General features: G+C 43.9%; 13 protein-coding genes. 6 read left to right on the forward strand and 7 right to left on the reverse strand.

All coding sequences use genetic code 11. The features are described from left to right. Window positions 1–3: 3 nt before the first annotated feature. The 6 genes from ACSBL2_RS10505 to ACSBL2_RS10530 form a co-directional block, all read right to left on the reverse strand. Complete coding sequence (locus tag ACSBL2_RS10505; RefSeq protein ID WP_442591645.1) at window positions 4–1,611, reverse strand: hypothetical protein; 1,608 nt, start codon at window positions 1,609–1,611, stop codon at window positions 4–6. Window positions 1,612–1,637: 26 nt separating this feature from the next. After that, a complete protein-coding gene (locus ACSBL2_RS10510; RefSeq protein ID WP_442591646.1) occupies window positions 1,638–2,294 on the reverse strand; it encodes a suppressor of fused domain protein in 657 nt (218 codons plus the stop codon). A gap of 531 nt (window positions 2,295–2,825) precedes the next feature. Beyond that, a complete protein-coding gene (locus ACSBL2_RS10515) occupies window positions 2,826–4,967 on the reverse strand; it encodes a ComEC/Rec2 family competence protein (protein WP_442591647.1) in 2,142 nt (713 codons plus the stop codon). Continuing rightward, the gene (locus tag ACSBL2_RS10520; protein WP_442591648.1) at window positions 4,967–6,979 is read right to left on the reverse strand and encodes a helix-hairpin-helix domain-containing protein; all 2,013 of its coding nucleotides are present in this window, start codon (window positions 6,977–6,979) and stop codon (window positions 4,967–4,969) included. The genes ACSBL2_RS10515 and ACSBL2_RS10520 overlap by 1 nt, the downstream gene beginning before the upstream one ends. A 52-nt stretch (window positions 6,980–7,031) precedes the next feature. Continuing rightward, complete coding sequence (locus tag ACSBL2_RS10525; protein ID WP_442591649.1) at window positions 7,032–7,787, reverse strand: hypothetical protein; 756 nt, start codon at window positions 7,785–7,787, stop codon at window positions 7,032–7,034. 190 nt (window positions 7,788–7,977) lie between these two features. Continuing rightward, window positions 7,978–8,313, reverse strand: coding sequence for a MerR family transcriptional regulator (locus ACSBL2_RS10530; protein WP_442591650.1), 336 nt, complete (start codon window positions 8,311–8,313; stop codon window positions 7,978–7,980). A gap of 117 nt (window positions 8,314–8,430) precedes the next feature. Here ACSBL2_RS10530 and alaS point away from each other — a divergent pair, with 117 nt between their 5' ends. Together alaS and ACSBL2_RS10540 are read left to right on the forward strand one after the other, a co-directional pair. Beyond that, a complete protein-coding gene (gene alaS, locus ACSBL2_RS10535) occupies window positions 8,431–11,130 on the forward strand; it encodes an alanine--tRNA ligase (protein ID WP_442591651.1) in 2,700 nt (899 codons plus the stop codon). Between the two features lie 379 nt (window positions 11,131–11,509). Continuing rightward, window positions 11,510–11,746: an AAA family ATPase gene (locus ACSBL2_RS10540; protein WP_442591652.1), complete on the forward strand. Its 237-nt coding sequence runs from the start codon at window positions 11,510–11,512 to the stop codon at window positions 11,744–11,746. Between the two features lie 82 nt (window positions 11,747–11,828). Here ACSBL2_RS10540 and ACSBL2_RS10545 read toward each other — a convergent pair whose 3' ends face one another. Continuing rightward, window positions 11,829–12,341 carry a hypothetical protein gene (locus ACSBL2_RS10545; protein WP_442591653.1) on the reverse strand — a complete coding sequence of 171 codons (513 nt, stop codon included), beginning with the start codon at window positions 12,339–12,341 and terminating at the stop codon, window positions 11,829–11,831. Window positions 12,342–12,483: 142 nt separating this feature from the next. Between ACSBL2_RS10545 and gatB the strand changes: the two genes are divergently transcribed. The 4 genes from gatB to ACSBL2_RS10565 all read left to right on the forward strand — a co-directional run bounded on the left by gatB (window position 12,484) and on the right by ACSBL2_RS10565 (window position 16,809). Beyond that, window positions 12,484–13,947, forward strand: a complete 1,464-nt coding sequence (gene gatB / locus ACSBL2_RS10550; RefSeq protein ID WP_442591654.1) for an Asp-tRNA(Asn)/Glu-tRNA(Gln) amidotransferase subunit GatB — start codon at window positions 12,484–12,486, stop codon at window positions 13,945–13,947. A gap of 166 nt (window positions 13,948–14,113) precedes the next feature. Further along, window positions 14,114–15,217, forward strand: coding sequence for a redoxin domain-containing protein (locus ACSBL2_RS10555; protein WP_442591655.1), 1,104 nt, complete (start codon window positions 14,114–14,116; stop codon window positions 15,215–15,217). A gap of 107 nt (window positions 15,218–15,324) precedes the next feature. After that, window positions 15,325–16,014 (forward strand): response regulator transcription factor, encoded by a 690-nt coding sequence (locus ACSBL2_RS10560; protein WP_442591656.1) that lies wholly within the window; start codon window positions 15,325–15,327, stop codon window positions 16,012–16,014. 72 nt (window positions 16,015–16,086) lie between these two features. Then, the gene (locus ACSBL2_RS10565) at window positions 16,087–16,809 is read left to right on the forward strand and encodes an RluA family pseudouridine synthase (protein ID WP_442591657.1); all 723 of its coding nucleotides are present in this window, start codon (window positions 16,087–16,089) and stop codon (window positions 16,807–16,809) included. The last annotated feature ends 53 nt before the right edge of the window (window positions 16,810–16,862 follow it).

Here is a 16,862-nt window from a genome sequence, read left to right on the forward strand (position 1 = left end):
GATTTATCCTTGTAACTGTTTTGCCTTATCTTCCTTTTCTCTCAAGGATTGATACAGGAAATTTTGCCATACCGGTGGAAACCACACTTCCCTCTTTTCTTTCCACTGATGTAATATGGGATCAATCACCACTTTCCTTTGCAATGGATTCACACGCTCGTTTTCAGCAATTTCCCTGATCTGATTGACCATTTTTTCTGCGTTTTTGCTGTCATTCTTTTCCATATAACATTTGGCGAAGGCTATTAAGGTGGTGATTTTACTGTCGAACACCACATATCTGGGAATAATACCAAATTCTCCTTCCCCTTCCTCCAGCAAATGCAACACCTGCTGCGGATCGCGGGTCGAGAATTCCCCGGGAAATTCAGTTTGTAAAAATTCAAAGTAATCGGATATTTTTAACGCTTCAACCAGATTTTCCAGATGGCTCCTGAGTATTTTTTCCGACTGTTTTAAATCAACCTTCCAGCTGCCCCAATCACTCAAATGCTTATTCTTATCCCTGAATTCATCGGGTAACCACCCACTGAGTTCGTAGAAGAAATGCCAGTCTTCAGGTAAAAGTGTAACCTTCTTCTCCTGCCACTTGAGAATAAGGCTGTGCTGCAGGGCCAATTTGCAAAACAAGGTCTTTTCCTGCACATCCAGTTCCACCTGGATAAACTGGCGATGCCCCGGTCCATTATATTTTTCATCGGCAATGTCCTGATACCATAGCCACTTTTTATCAGGGATAATCTCTACATAATTCCAACCCAATGGCGCCAGGTAGTGATGGATTACCGGTTGTATCAGTTTTATCTTTTCTGGCCCCTGCGCTGTAGCCAGCAGTTCTTTCCGGTATGCGTCTTCCAGTTTTGCGCTGCTTTTTGAAAGGTCAAGCAGGTAGCGAGTCCTGTAAATTTCTTCTATTCCGCTCGCACTCATCAGGTTAACCTTCAACCCAGGAAAAGACAGGTAATCGTCGCTTCTTCTCCGGCTTTGCTGCTGGCTGACCTCATTTCGTACTGCTAAATCACGAAGCTCAGTAAAATCATCATCTTTTAATAAGTCTGGGAAGGTGGTTGGAATACCTTCTGTTTCACCAAAATCCCCTTCTAATATCGCATTAGCCAGGAAACTATACCATTGTTTCAATAAAGTGGTTTCCTGCTGTTGCGCTGCTTCGAGCATGAGTGTCTTAACGGTTTGTGTCACCGGAAGTTTTTGCGGACTTTGATGGTCTGCTTTTGGAAGGATATCCATTTCGCATAAGTGCTTCCAAAGCTGACTTCCGGCATCAGCGTATAAATTCACTGTTCCATTGTCGTTCAGGGCATAGGCAATCGTATTTCCATCGGCATCATTTACCCAGCCGTTTTTTCCATCGGTAGGAAGCGTGGTGGCTAGCTTGAGCTGAGGATAGCTGGCTGGCGTTATCTGATACACAAAATGATTCCCAAGTAAAATATCGATTACCCGGAAATGGGTATAGCTGGTATCAAACATTTCCTGCAGGCGGTACATATTGTACAACAGGTTTCGTTTTGTATTTAAATCAAAGTTTACCGATCTGTCTACCAAATGTGCGGTTTCTTCAACCAGATCCTCTATAGCGTGCATCGACATAGGCTCAATTATTTTTAGCTATCTTTTTATTTTCTGCTGAGGTCAGTTATCAATAATGGATTCTGCTGTGTTAAAGTTGTAATCAGTTCTTTTACGGCATCTGTTGTTGGATTTAGCTTCAGTAGTTCTACTTCAGTGTTGGTGATACCCACCAATTGCAGGAAGCTTAGTTCACCGTGGACTGTCTCGATTTTACCGAGTTCCGGATCCAGCGCAAACACAAAACCGGTAATTTCCGTTTCCGTATCCAGTCTTATTGGTCCGTTGGCCGGAATAAAGTGATTTTCTTCGAACCATTTACCACTCGAAAATACATAGCGGGCAAGGTTGTTCATCACCTGTACTGCCCAGAGCGGATCATTTTCATCTCCTTTATAGGGAGACAGTCGGAAAGTAAATTCAAAACCCCATTTGCTGAATTCTCCGCCGGCTTTCTCGGCGTTATAATACAATTCGCTCATTCCGTAGCTAACAATATGGCGATGGAAGGTTTGGTGATCACTGTCGTAAATACTTGCACCATCTATAGGGTCGGTGCCGCCGGCCATATAGTGGAGTCCGCATAAAGGAGGGTAGTGGCGTGGTTCTGCGTTGCCATAAAGCTTGTCTAACTGACTGTCAATGGCCTGCCATCCGGGAGTGTCTTCTGTTGTAAACTGTTTTTTATATTCTTCTGTATTCATCGCAATTGCCATTGTTTCTGATTAAATGAATTTTTAGTATAAAAAGCGTGCCTGATTTTTAACATCGAACAGATAATTTTCTTATTGCGATTATAGCTGTCATTATAGTACCTGCAAAAACTGTCACAAATAGTGGCGGGAATAGGATGAAATCACAATATGCTGATTCTTTAAAAATGTGATGATGAATTGGGACGGCAGTTTTATGCCTGGATAAGACAACTTGTATAAGTCATTTAGGAATACCATTTTAATCTGTATAACTATTTTACAATTAATTATAAACATGGTATAGCTATAATAGGAGAAGACACAGTTCGGAGACGCATTGGGGTAGGTCCGTGTTGACTTCGTGCTGAGTCCGACCTGAGTCCGACCTTTTTCAACTAGTTGTTTTTAGTCGGACTCAGGTCGGACTCAGTACGCACCCAGGTCGCAGCCACCCGAACGATGTACCATGCCTGTCTGTAGGTGTTAGCTGCTTCCGTGTCAGAATCAGTTAGGAACCGTAAACCTAAGAATGATATTTTTTTATGGCCTCAACTTTCCAATCCTGAAGGAAATTACCCTGGCCTTTCTCTTTTTCAAAACTATCGGAGCAATGCTGCGGGAATTCTGCTGAAACCTTTTCATCCATTTGTCTGTATTGGTCGCATCAATCCACAGTTGCTTAAGACCCACCTCATTTTGTAAGTCGCCTGGTTGAAGGTGCGGATTGTGCTGTATCCATACCGCATCAAATAGAGGGCGGTGAGCAATTTTTAAAGAATTGAACGCCTTATCCACGCGCAATATAGTGAAGCGTTTAAAACGCAGCTGGTGGCCCTGGATCTGCAAATTACTCGTGACCGTATCTCTTCCGGAAGGAATGCAACTCACATGCCGTATGTTTAACTGGTCCAGCGCGGGCTGAATGAAGAATTTAAAGCTTTTTTCATCCTGTTTCAAACCGGTGATCACTACGGCGGTGTCGGCTGATATAAAAGCAATGGCGTAATTCCTGTTCAGGGAAAACAGGATGATCTTCTGCTGGTGTGAAAGAATGATCCTGTCATACGCCAGATGGACTTCCAGCAACAGGAGCAACGTTGTGGCAATGATGAACTGAAATTTACTCCTAGCCACCAGGCTGCTGATCAGGAGGGTAATAAAAAGACACAGCAAAACCAATTCTGTCTTATTGATCCAGATGCCATCCGCGGTAGAGTAGGGGAGTTGCGATAGGAAATGAAGTCCCCGGTTGGTAAATACAATCAGCCATTCCAAGATGCCGGCCATCCATTGTATCCGGAGCAGTAAAACCAGTATCCCCAGGTACATCAGTAAAGTCATGGGGACTGCAATAAACAGGTTACTGATGATAAAATATACCGGGAATTGGTGGAAGTAGTAAATGCTGAAGGGGAAAGTCGTGGTCTGAGCAGCCAGCGATAAACAAATCAGACCCCATAGCTTTTCCAGAAATTTCCATTTAATGTGCAGTAGTCCCTGAATTTTCGGCTGCAGGCAGATTAAGCCGAATACGGACAAATAGGAAAGCTGGAAGCCTGCATCCCAAAGTAATTGGGGTTCGGATAACAACAGTACAAAGGCAGAAAATGCAAGGATGTTATAGCTGTTGGTGTTTTTATTCCATGACTTTGCGACAACAAAAGCAGATAACATAATCGCTGAACGAAGTACAGATGCCGAACATCCGGTAAGGACGGTGTAGCACCAGATGAGTAGCAGGATCAATACTGCTTTTACAATTTTTAATCCCCTGCAACGGTTAAGGAGCTGTAAAGCCCATTCTATAACGAGGTAGATAATGCCGACATGCATACCGGAAACCGAAAGCGCATGGATGGTTCCTGTCTTTGAATAAGCGGAGAGGGTGTCCGCGCTTAGGTCTGAGCGGTAACCCAGCAACAGTGTAGCGGCAACAGCGAAAGCTTCATCGTCCTTGATCAGTTTACGGTATACCGCAAGTTGCCGCTGGCGCAGGGCCAATGAAAAGCGGATAACAGGATTGCCTTTGTTTTCTCCGCACAAGACCAGCTGTTGTTGGCGAAGGAAGGTCTGCTGATGAATGTGCTTTCTGCTGAGCCAGGATTTGAAATCGAACTCGCCAGGATTAAAAGGAGGATCAGGTGTTTTGTATTTTGCCGGAATGAGATACAGTTCTCCATACCGTGGGGAAGCCGGATGAAGGCTGTCTGTTTTAAGGGCGACCAGTAAATGACCTGTACATTGGATTCCAAGGTATCCCTTGCTTTTCGGGGTCGTTTTTTTGTTTACACCTGTCGGGTAAACCTGAAGTACCCTCGCTTCGAACCTCGTGATGTCATTCTGTTGCAATGGTTCGTTTGCTATTTTTATTAGTAAAAAATCTCCGGGGATAGGACAGAAATAATGGGGATGCCCTGGAGCATAATGCAGGATGGAAAGCCAGCATCCAAAGCTGAAAAAGAAAAAATGAAACAGTAGTCCAATAATATGTTTGTAATGGTATACTTTAAGTGTTTTGTATAATGAATTGATTGTCAGTAATAAAATAAATATTAAAAATGCTAAATACCCCTGAACCAAATTTAGTTTGGCAAAATGGGCGGAATCTGAAACCCAGATTCCGCAGGCAAAAGGCAGTAAAATAACGGCGAACATGGAGGGGGATTGATGCCGCATATCCATCAGAACTGGTACCTGAGCTGTGCTTTCAATTCAGACTTTTGATGTCCCTGGATTTCGTCAAGTCCGCTTCCGATACGCTCCTGTTCCCCGTAAACAGAAAGCGCATATTTCAACCAGCCATGCAGTTTGCGGGTGATGCGTAATTTCAGGTTCAGATAGGTCCGCATTCCTTTTCCATAGTAAAGTCCGGAGGATGATGCGTACAGGACATCGTCCTCATAGGCGTACAGTCTGCTGTTGTAAGAGCTGGTGTGGAATCCGGCAATTCTCAGGTTGCCGCTGATGCGGGAGGATGGAGGGGTATAGGAGATATCCTGGTAAACCAAGTAGCCGGTTTCTGCTGGTGACGGACTTTTTTGGTAACGTGTGAGTTCCGCCCGGTGCTCCAAACTGATTTCCCTGTTCAGCTTCCAGGTGATTCCGATCCGGCAATTGTCCTTTTTAACCTGCTCCGCTGAATTGAAGGGAAGATATTCGTCTGTGTTTTGTGCTGTTTGCTTTGTTTTAAGCTTTAGCTGGGCTTTAAATGATTTGGATGGGGTGTAAGTTAGTTGGGTCATTAATTCGCTCCCAGAGGAGCTGAAATCGATTCTGTACCTGAGCCAGGGCAACTGGAAAGTGTTGAGGTAGGCGGAGCACAGCCATTTTGATGCCGGCCTGATGTTTATCCCTACGTAAATCCCACGTTCATTGTTGACCTCACCTTCAGCAAGTGCCTGCGCATAGAAGTTGTGGTAGTCTTTCGCATAGTTGCGGTAAAGCACCACGGCCGATACGCCGGGACTCAAACTGGCCATGATGCCATTCAGGAAAGCCATTCCTCCGGGAAGACTTTTTGAGCACTCTCCGAAAAGGTAGCTGTTGCGGTAACTGTAGTTGTAATGGAAGCCTGCGATGCTGAGCGATGTTCCGCTGAACTGGTGTTTTTTGTAGAGTGGATTTCCGGTGCTGAAGGGGTGTTTGTATTGAGAGTAGTTAAGGATAATGCCAGCGCTGAATGCCCTGCTGTGGTGCTCTGCAACTAATCCATAGAAGAGCAGGCGCTGGCTTCCCTTGCCGGCGATTTCTGATGCCGTGCGGTGTAGTCCGCTACTGCTGAGTCCTGTGCTGATCCATTCCTGATCTTGGTTTTGTGTGAGGTTTGCATCTAAATTTCTTAAGGATATAAAAGGTGTTAAGTTGATGATTTTTAATAGTTTAAAATTTACTGACAGACCCCTGAAAAAGCTGTGCTCACTTCCTGAGGTATAGCTGCCGAGGCCGGATTGTTTCTTTGCGAGTCCTGCTACGTCCGCTCCTTTGCCAAGGGAGAAGCCTGACCAGAGCGAGATGCCCTGGCCAAACTGCAGGCTGTAATCTCCTATCACCAGTCTGCTGAAAGGGCCGGCGTTTTTTAACAGGAGGCTGCCCGATACGAAGTCGAAACCTGTCCGGTTATTCCCGCTGAAGAAAGTTTCCCCGGCATCTTTTTTAAACAAGAGGGAGGCGTTGATGGTGTTGCCCATTCTATACCTGTATTTGAACAACAGTTTCTGGGGGCTTCCCAGATATCTGCTTCCCGGTAAGTCGGTATATCCTTTTTGCTGTTCAAGCACCTGCGCATAGCGGCTGAACAACTCGTGGTTTCCTTTTTTCAACAGGTCAGAAAACTTCAGCCGGCTGTATTCTGTTTCCTGTTCCAGGCTGAGAAAGGGAAGGAGTTTTTCGATGGTGGAAGTGTCGAACCCAGGCACCGATTGTAACTCCATTAAGTCGATCAGTTTCCCATTTTTGCGGAGATACCGGAAGAGATTGGCGACCTGTGCAGCAGAAAGAAATGGTATGTCCTTTAAAACTTCAGGTGTCGTTTTATTGATGTTGATTTTGTGGGTTTTATAGAATTTAAGATCGTCTGATAGGTTTGTTAGAAAGTCCATATTTTTGCTGCTTTCTTCCTCTGGTAAATCATCTGCAATCAGAGAAATAATCCGTTTTACCTCTTCTTCTTCCTCCTGTCCTCGGGCTGTATTCATTGGGCCCGGACTAAGGATAAAGGGGAAAATCAACAGGATGTGAAGGAAGGTTTTACCAGACATAGGACAAGTTAATTTGTGAACGGTAACCCATGATCTGATCGGAACAAGCCGTAAGATCTGCGCTTAAGGATTTCATGGAAAAGCCGAATCCGGCATAGTGTTTCAGGGGATGCAGGGCCAGCCCTCCACGGATGGTAAAGGGCAGAGCTGGGCGGTAGGACAGGCAGGCCCTGAAGTCTGCCGGCTGCTCTGTTTGTTGTTCGGCCATCCCTTCTAAAAGCACCTGTTCTGAACTTCTCCAGGCAATTCCAAAACCATATCGGGAGGCAATGGGTATGCCTGCCCGTACTGCCGGATACTGTTGCTGTGAAAGGTTCACACCATAGGCGCCAAGACTGATCTTTTCCTGAACCCTATAGACCAGGCCGAGGTTAACGGAAAAGCTGCCGGTACCTGCATAACCGGCCATGCCCAGCTGATGATAACTGAACTTCATTCCGATGGACAGTTCGCTTCCAAACATCTTTCCATAAATCACTCCTGCCGTGATTTGATTAAAGGCGCTGAACCCATACCGGTCCAGTTGAATACCAATGGAATTTCTGTTGAGCGGAAGAATGAACAACACCTCCTGTGTACTGATTTCAGGCAGGTTGAATGCTGCGCTATACTGCAGGGAAAGGCTTGGCTGATAGATGCTGCAGATCCCTGCGGGATTGCCGGATATACTCCAGGGGCCTGTACCTGTTGCTGTAGGCATCCCGGTTGCCGTGATTGTTGTGCCTGTCGGCCGCTGTGCATACATGCGGCCCGCAATACAAATAGAGGTAAAACAGAGGCAGCAGGTGATACAGATAAAACCGCCAAAGGACCTTCGGCAGAGGTTTCTGCGCCTTGGTAGGACGGCAGATAAGAGGAGAAAAAACATTAGCTCTGGCATGATTTTCCAAAGCTAATATGGTTTTAACTGATGTAGTTAACTTATTAATTTTTACTTAAATCTCGTCGTTCAGTTTCAACAGGAAATCTTTTAGTTTTTCCAGTGAAGCGATGATTTTCTGGTTTTCCTTTACGTCGCCGCTGTTGTTTTTCAAGTGCTCTTTGGCACCTTTGAGGGTAAAACCTTTATCATCTACCAGGTGAAAAATGATCTTCAGGTTTTCAATATCTTCAGGGGTAAAAAGGCGGTTGCCTTTCTTGTTTTTCTTGGGCTGAATGATGTCAAATTCCTTCTCATAAAAACGGATTTGTGACGCATTTACGTTAAACATTTCTGTCACCTCACCCATCGTATAATACATTTTATTAATTTCCCGCTCTTTGTAAGGCATACTTCTGTGTTGATTATAAGTCTTTTATAGGATTTGATTGAAGGATTCAAATGTAGCGGGATTTTAGTAGAATACCGCAATAAAATTTTAATTTTGTTGGATAATTTTCTACTCCGAATGACAGCAAAAGAAATAAGACAAGCCTATTTACAATTTTTCGAATCGAAACAACACCATATCGTTTCTTCGGCCCCTATAGTTGTAAAAAACGATCCCACATTGATGTTTACCAATGCAGGTATGAACCAGTTTAAGGACCTTTTTTTAGGTGAAGCGCCAATTAAGTACCCAAGGGTGACCGACACGCAACGCTGCCTGAGGGTTTCCGGTAAGCACAACGACCTGGAAGAGGTGGGGATTGATACCTATCACCATACCATGTTTGAGATGCTGGGAAACTGGAGTTTCGGCGATTATTTTAAGAAAGAAGCGATTGCCTGGAGCTGGGAATTACTGACTGAAGTGTACCGTATCCCCAAGGATAAATTATATGTCTCTATTTTTGAAGGAGATGATAAGGAAGGGCTGCCGAGAGATACGGATGCCTATGAATTATGGAAGCAGTTTGTTCCTGAAGACAGGATTATCCTGGGGAATAAAAAGGATAATTTCTGGGAAATGGGCGATACAGGACCTTGTGGTCCCTGCTCTGAAATCCATGTGGATTGCCGTCCAGACCATGAACGTGAGGCTGTTAGCGGTAAAGAGCTGGTGAATGCAGACCACCCGCAGGTGATTGAGATCTGGAATAATGTATTTATGCAGTTCAACAGGCTGAAGGATGGTTCATTGCAGCCATTGCCGGCACAACATGTGGATACGGGGATGGGCTTCGAACGCCTTGTCCGTGTGCTGCAGAATAAAGCTTCCAATTATGATACGGATGTTTTCCAGCCGCTGATCCAGTTTATCGCTGGCAAAGCTGGCATTGCTTATGGTGCCGATGAGAAAACGGATATTGCTATGCGGGTGATGGCCGACCATGTCCGTGCCATTTCATTTGTGATTGCCGACGGACAATTGCCGGCGAATAACAAGGCTGGTTATGTAATCCGCAGGATCCTGAGAAGGGCAGTGCGTTATGCTTATACTTTCCTGGACCTTAAGGAGCCGTTTTTAAACCAACTGGTGCCGGTACTGGCTGAACAGTTTAAAGGTGTTTTTGAAGAACTGGTTTTACAACAGGATTTTGTACAGAAAGTGGTGTTGGAAGAGGAAGTTTCTTTCCTGAGGACATTGGCTACGGGCATTCAGCGCTTTGAAAACTATACGAAAAAACAGGGTGAACTGTTGATGTCGGAGAATGCGATTGATCCGGAAAAACCTTTTACAGATGCCTGGGTGTATAGTATACTGAAGGACCAGATGGTGATTTCAGGTGAGTTTGCCTTTGAATTGCAGGATACATATGGCTTCCCGATCGACCTTACCGAATTGATGGCAAGGGAGAAAAACTGGACAGTGGATATGGAGGAATATGAGAAAAGCCTGCAGATCCAGAAATCGCGCTCCCGTGCGGCTACCGCTATTGATAAGGGGGACTGGATTACGGTGAATGATGATCCGGAGACCGCGTTTGTGGGGTATGATTTTCTTGAAATTGAAACTAAAATATTAAAATACAGACAGGTTACGGCGAAGGGGAAGGAGCAGTATCAGATTGTATTGCAAAACACTCCTTTCTATGGAGAAAGCGGTGGACAGGTAGGTGATACCGGTCGCCTGGAAGATCATTCACGCCTGTTTTCTGTAGAGATTACCGATACGAAAAAGGAAAATGGTGTAATTGTCCATTATACAGATACCCTGCCGGAAGATCCTGAAGGTCAGTTTTGGGCGGTAGTGGATGAAGATAAAAGAGTGCAGACCAATAATAACCACTCTGCTACACACTTGTTGCATGCTGCTTTGAAGCAAGTACTGGGAAGCCATGTGAATCAGAAGGGCTCTCTGGTTAACCCGGACTATCTGCGTTTCGATTTCTCCCATTTTGCAAAGATCACTGAGGAAGAACTGGCAAAAATTGAGCATTTGGTGAATAAAAAAATAAGGGAAAACCTGAGGTTGAAAGAACAAAGGGATGTGCCTTATGAGGAAGCTTTATCAAGTGGGGTTACGGCCCTGTTCGGAGAAAAATATGGTGATTTTGTCCGTATCATTACCTTTGATGACAATTATTCAAAAGAGCTTTGCGGAGGAACGCATGTGGCGGCAACCGGACAGATCGGTTATTTTAAAATCCTTTCGGAGAGTGCTGTAGCCGCTGGTGTGCGCCGTATTGAAGCCATTACCGCAGATGCTGCAGAAGCTTTTATCCTTGCACAGAACCAGGAAATTACGCAGTTGAAGGCATTGCTGAAAGGGAATAAGGACCTTACTGCTGCAGTGACATCATTGCTTGAAGAGAATGCTAAACTGAAAAAAGATGCTGAAAAGGCAGTTCTTGCACGTTCGGGCGACCTGAAGCATGAAATTGTGCACCATATGAAAACCATTAATGGGGTGAACCTGATTGCGGTGCATGTGGATCTGCCGAATGCGGATGCGGTTAAAAACCTGGCTTTTGCAGTGAAGGACCTGGTTGATAATTTGTTGCTTGTGTTTACTACCTTGATTGATGATAAACCGGGAATCAGTGTGATGCTGTCTGAAAACCTAATAGCGGAACGCGGATTAAATGCCTCGAATATCGTTAGGGAACTGGCAAAAGATATCCAGGGTGGAGGCGGCGGACAGCCTTTTTACGCTACTGCGGGCGGTAAAAATAAAGATGGATTGTCTAAGGTATTGGAGAAAGCTGCCGGTTTGATTAAATAGGCTGCTTCCAATATACTATATAATAAGGTAAATTATATACGGTAAAAAAAGGGAAGCCTGATCGCTTCTCAGAAATTTGATAATAACTCCATTGTTGTTCAGCTGTGCTGTTCTTTTTATTGCCCTGTTTCGTTTGTAAATGTGGATGATAAAAAGAACAGCTTTTTTTTTACATTATACAATGATCTCCTTAATCACTGCTGATTTGCTGATTTGTTTCTGTTGGCGTGTTTATTGTTTATATGTTCTTCTGTTTGTTCGATTTTTGTATTTGTAAATCAGCTGATTTTTAAGGGGTTGGTTGAATAGTTTAAGAAAATTTATCAATTACTCAGTATAATGAGTAATTTTACTCAGTATACTGAGTAATTCAAAATATATGTTTCAAAGACCTCATTTAAAAGAACTTAAAAGCAGGATTAAAGAGCCAAGAAAATTTCTGCAAGTAGTTATGGGACCACGTCAGGTCGGTAAAACTACATTAGTGAACCAACTTGCAGAGGAAATCAGTATTCGGACTTATTTTATTTCTGCAGATGCCGTCCCTTTTTCTGATGGCACCTGGTTGCTTCGTCAATGGGAAACAGCAAGACAGCAGATGGGTAGGCTGTTTTAAGCTACTGCAAGTGTTAAAGTTAAATATGCCCCATAAAAAAAGGGAAGCCTAACCGCTTCCCTTTGCTATAACTGAAGAAAAATTAATGACGGTCTCTTCTGCCGCCCTTGTCGTGTCCACGACCGTGGTCTCCTTTGCGTACTACTTTAACTTTATAATTGTCGCGGCCCCTGTGGTTATCTCTGCCATGATAAACCACTTTACGTCCGTTGTCGTGTCTGTAGTTGTTTCTTACAATTACTCTTGATGGTCTGCTGTAACCTCCGTATCTGCTGCGGTAATTGCTATGGTGAAGGTAGGGTTTTGGCGAGTTGATCACTACTTTTCTTCCGTGGTACAGGTCATAACTTCTGTAACGTGAAGGAAGTCTGCTTGATCTGATCCACCGGTTACCATTCAGGTAAATGAACTGCCTGCTGGGCACGTAATAATAACTTTCCACTTCCGGCAGATAATAATAATCTACATGATTATATCCGGTTGGACCCCATTGCGGCTGTGAGCCGATATTGATACTAACACTAACCTGTGCTTTTGCTGGTGCGGCTATCAGGACCCCAAGTCCTAAAGTAGCCAGTAAAAGTAGTTTTCTCATTTTGCTTTCATTTTGTGTGTGATAACATTTATTCCAAATGTATGCCAACTGTATAATTGTGCGGTTAAATAGCCGGCATTGAAAATTTGGTTATATTTGTGAGACAGTAATTCTATACATAAGTTTAATCTATTGCCCTTAAATGACTACACCTCCTGCAGTTTCAACCCATGATTTTGAGTTAGTATCTGGTTTAGAGATTCACGTTCAGCTGAATACGGCTTCAAAAATATTTTCTTCAGACAGTGCTACTTTCGGTGCGCAACCGAATGCGCATATCTCTGCAGTGTCGCTGGCATTGCCGGGTGCATTGCCGAAACTGAACAGAGAAGTAGTTGAAAAGGCGGTGAAGATGGGACTTGCGCTGAATTGTACCATCAATCAGCTGAATTACTTCGACCGGAAAAACTACTTTTATGCAGATTTGCCGAAGGGATATCAGATTACCCAGGATGCGGAACCAATCTGCCGTAACGGTTACCTGGACCTGGTCCTTGCAGATGGAACGGAAAGAAGGATAGGGATCAACAGGATTCACCTGGAAGAAGATGCAGGGAAAAGTCTGCACGACCAGGATGAAAACTTCTCTTATGTGGATCTAAACCGTGCCGGTGTACCTCTTATTGAAATTGTGACTGAACCTGATATCCGCTCTGCGGAAGAGGCTTCCCTGCTGCTGACAGAAATGAGGAAGCTGGTGAGGCACCTTGGGGTGAGTGATGGCAATATGGAAGAAGGGAGCCTGCGTTGTGATGCCAATATCTCTATACGTGAAAAGGGAGCAACCGCTTTCGGCACCCGCTGTGAGGTGAAAAACCTGAATTCCATCAGGAATGTACGCAGGGCGATGGACTTTGAGTTTAACCGTCAGAAGGAACTGGTTTCTGCCGGGGGAAGTATTGTACAGAGTACGCTTACTTTTGATGCCGACCAGGGGACTACAGCCCCTATGCGCAGTAAGGAAGAAGCGAATGATTACCGTTATTTTCCTGATCCTGACCTGGCACCAGTATCGATCAGTGAGGAGTGGCTGAATGCGATTAAAGCAGCGATGCCGGCCTTACCTGCAGAAATTACCCATAAGCTGGTGTCCGATTTCGGGATCAGCAATTCAGAAGCAGGTATTTTTGCTGAAGATGCGGCATTGCTGGATTATCTCCATAAGGCCCTGGAGACGGTAAAGAACCCTAAGAGTGTGATCAATTGGTTAACCGGGCCAATCCGGGCCTTGCTGAACGACAGGGGGACTGATATTTCCGGTTTTAAGGTGGATGCTGCACGGTTCGCGGAAGTCATTAATCTCGTAGATGATAAAAAACTGACGCAGCAGATTGCCATACAGCAGTTATTGCCTGCATTGGAACTGCAGCCTGCGAAGGATGCTGCAACGCTTGCAGCAGAAATGAGCCTGCTGATTACGGATAATGGTGACCAGCTGTCGGAATTTGCCGATCAGGTGCTGGAGAAGTTCAAACCGCAGGTGCAGGCTTATAAAAATGGTAAAAAAGGAGTGCTCGGTTTATTTGTAGGGGAAGTGATGAAAATGGCTGGCGGGAAAGCCGATGCACAGAAACTGAATGCCTTGCTACAGGAAAAATTGAAATAATTGCTGGTTTTGAAATAATTCCTGATTTTGAAATAACATCAGGTTTTGAAATGATGCTAGGATTTGAAATCATTCAAAATTGATGTACCTTATCCCTGTTTATGGAAAGAGGGGTAGACAACATAAAAACAGATCTGCTTACCTATATATTATTATATACAAACAAATGAACAAAATATTATTCTTCCTGTCCATCTGCATTGCATTTATGGCTTGTGGTGACAAAAGTAAATTTGAGATCAGCGGTAAATTTGAAAATGCACAACCGCAAACCAAGGTTTATCTCTATGGTATCAACAAGGCAAATGAAGAAGCGCTGGACTCTACTGTATTATCTGATAAAGGGGAATTCAGGTTCATCCATGCCACAGCCGATGTGGATTTCTTCAGGGTCAAGATCGACAATAGTGAGTATATGCTCATCGCGAAAAACGGAGATGCCATTAAACTGGAAGCCAATCTGACCGATCCTTCCATGAACTATACACTTTCCGGTGCCGCCGAAGCGGATAAACTGGAGGAGCTGAATAAAAACAAGAACGGCTATATAGCCAAAATTGCGGCCCTGCAGGCTCAATTTGAAGAGAATGTTGCGGGACAACCGCAGAACCGTGACGCGATTGCCAACCAGATGAGACCTGCTTTAATGAAGGAAAATGAAGGCCTGGTGAATTATATCCTGAAGTTTGCAATGGACAATACCAATTCCCTCGCAGGTTTTTATGCCATCAATTCCTTAAATCCGAGTGATTATGAAAAGGAAATCCTGGCCTATGCTGATAAAATCAAAAGTAATTTTAATAAAAATGCTGCGGTGACCGATTTCCTGGTGAGGATGGCGAAATTAAGATCGGTACAGGTAGGGCAGTTGGCGCCGGATTTTACGATGAATACGATCGACGGAAAAAGTATCAAGCTGTCTGACCTGAAGGGAAAATATGTGCTGCTGGATTTTTGGGCTTCCTGGTGTCAGCCTTGCAGGCAGGAGAACCCCAACGTTGTGCGTTTATACAAACAATATAAAGATAAGAACTTCACCATCCTGGGGGTGTCTTTAGATAAAGACCCGATTGCCTGGAAACAGGCCGTGATACAGGACGGATTGACTTGGACGCATGCCAGTGAACTGAAAGATTTTGAAAGTCCTACGGTACGTTTATATCAGGTTGATGCGATCCCAAGTTCGTTTTTATTGAGTCCTGATGGTAAAATTATTGCCAAAAACCTTCGTGGTGAGGAATTGGCTGCGTTTTTAGCAAAGACTTTATGATAAAACTAATTGAATGTTAAACTATATGTAGTGCTTAACAATTTGTTAACCTATCATTAACGTAACATTGCATTTGATTAGTTAATTTCGTAACAAATATTTAAAACATGAGCGCTGTAAAACAAAAAATTCTAATCGTAGACGACGAACCGGATATTTTAGAGTTAGTAGAATATAACCTGAAAAAGGAAGGTTACCAGGTATTTACTGCCGGTAATGGTCAGGATGGTATCACAGTGGCGAAAAAAGTACATCCTGATTTGATTATCCTGGATATCATGATGCCTAAAATGGATGGAATTGAAGCCTGTCGTTTAATGCGTGCCATTCCGGAATTTAAAAATACATTTATGGTGTTTCTGACTGCACGCAGTGAGGAGTATTCTGAGATTGCAGGTTTTAATGTAGGAGCTGATGATTATATCGCGAAACCAATTAAACCAAGAGCCCTGGTGAGCAGGATCAATGCGATATTAAGAAGAAATGTAAGCAGTGATGAGATCTCTGAAAATAAGGTCGAGATAGGTGACTTGGTGATTGACAGGGAAGCGTACCTGGTATTCCAAAACGGAGAGAAGGTGATTTTGGCGAAAAAAGAGTTTGAATTGTTATACCTGCTGGCCTCTAAACCAGGAAAAGTATATACCAGAGAGGCAATCCTGAAAAATATCTGGGAAGATTCTGTCGTGGTAACGAACCGTACAATTGATGTGCATATCCGTAAACTGAGAGAAAAATTAGGGGAGACCTATGTGGCTACAGTAAAGGGTGTAGGATATAAATTTGAACTTTCGTAAACAAATCCTTCAAATTAATCTATGGTAAGGGGATGAAATTGTACTTTTGTACTGTTTTATAAATCTATACCATTGAAATATCCCTCATTTAAAGACCTCATTCTATTCGAAGACGACCACCATATCGTTGTAAATAAGCCGCCATTTGTTGCCTCACTTGATGAACGTGGCGGCTCAGGCGAAGTAAATATTCTTCGTCTTGCCAAACAGTACAGTCCTGATGCTCAGGTCTGTCACCGTCTGGATAAGGAGACTTCCGGCTGTATCATTATCGCCAAGACCCCCGAAGCCTACCGCTCGGTTTCCATGCAGTTTGAAAAACGTAAAGTCAAGAAAACCTACCACGCAGTGGTGGACGGACAGTTTACGTTTAATGAGTTGTTTATTGACCTCCCTATCTTAAATGACGGCAATAAAAGTGTAACGATCGACCGCAAGGAAGGTAAAAGGGCAGAAACCATTTTTAATTCTATCAAATTCTACAGACATTATACCCTGGTAGAGTGTAAGCCGATTACCGGACGTATGCACCAGATCAGGATCCACCTGGCTACGCAACGTGCCGCCATCTGTGGAGATACGATGTATAAGGGGAAACCGGTATACCTTTCCAGCATGAAAAAAGGATACCGCATTGCCAAGGATGATGAAGAACAGCCGATTATGAAACGCTTTGCCCTCCATGCGAGGCACCTGGTATTTAAAGGGATGGACGAACAGGATATTGTGGTGGAAGCGCCGTACCCTAAAGATTATGCGACCCTGATCAAACTGCTGGATAAGTTTGATTGTTGATCCGTATGGAGATTAAGAAATATCAATTGATAAGTGTTTTTAAATATCGCTGG

It is taken from the genome of Pedobacter sp. AW31-3R (genome assembly GCF_052180285.1).
In the GTDB taxonomy this organism is placed as follows: Bacteria; Bacteroidota; Bacteroidia; order Sphingobacteriales; family Sphingobacteriaceae; genus Pedobacter.

Excerpts from the sequence above, each read along its gene's own strand:
- ACSBL2_RS10505 (WP_442591645.1), bottom strand. The coding sequence starts at position 1,611 with ATGTCGATGCACGCTATAGAGGATCTGGTTGAAGAAACCGCACATTTG.
- ACSBL2_RS10510 (WP_442591646.1), bottom strand. The coding sequence starts at position 2,294 with ATGAATACAGAAGAATATAAAAAACAGTTTACAACAGAAGACACTCCC.
- ACSBL2_RS10515 (WP_442591647.1), bottom strand. The coding sequence starts at position 4,967 with ATGGATATGCGGCATCAATCCCCCTCCATGTTCGCCGTTATTTTACTG.
- ACSBL2_RS10520 (WP_442591648.1), bottom strand. The coding sequence starts at position 6,979 with ATGAATACAGCCCGAGGACAGGAGGAAGAAGAAGAGGTAAAACGGATT.
- ACSBL2_RS10525 (WP_442591649.1), bottom strand. The coding sequence starts at position 7,787 with ATGTATGCACAGCGGCCGACAGGCACAACAATCACGGCAACCGGGATG.
- ACSBL2_RS10530 (WP_442591650.1), bottom strand. The coding sequence starts at position 8,313 with ATGCCTTACAAAGAGCGGGAAATTAATAAAATGTATTATACGATGGGT.
- alaS (WP_442591651.1), top strand. The coding sequence starts at position 8,431 with ATGACAGCAAAAGAAATAAGACAAGCCTATTTACAATTTTTCGAATCG.
- ACSBL2_RS10540 (WP_442591652.1), top strand. The coding sequence starts at position 11,510 with ATGTTTCAAAGACCTCATTTAAAAGAACTTAAAAGCAGGATTAAAGAG.
- ACSBL2_RS10545 (WP_442591653.1), bottom strand. The coding sequence starts at position 12,341 with ATGAGAAAACTACTTTTACTGGCTACTTTAGGACTTGGGGTCCTGATA.
- gatB (WP_442591654.1), top strand. The coding sequence starts at position 12,484 with ATGACTACACCTCCTGCAGTTTCAACCCATGATTTTGAGTTAGTATCT.
- ACSBL2_RS10555 (WP_442591655.1), top strand. The coding sequence starts at position 14,114 with ATGAACAAAATATTATTCTTCCTGTCCATCTGCATTGCATTTATGGCT.
- ACSBL2_RS10560 (WP_442591656.1), top strand. The coding sequence starts at position 15,325 with ATGAGCGCTGTAAAACAAAAAATTCTAATCGTAGACGACGAACCGGAT.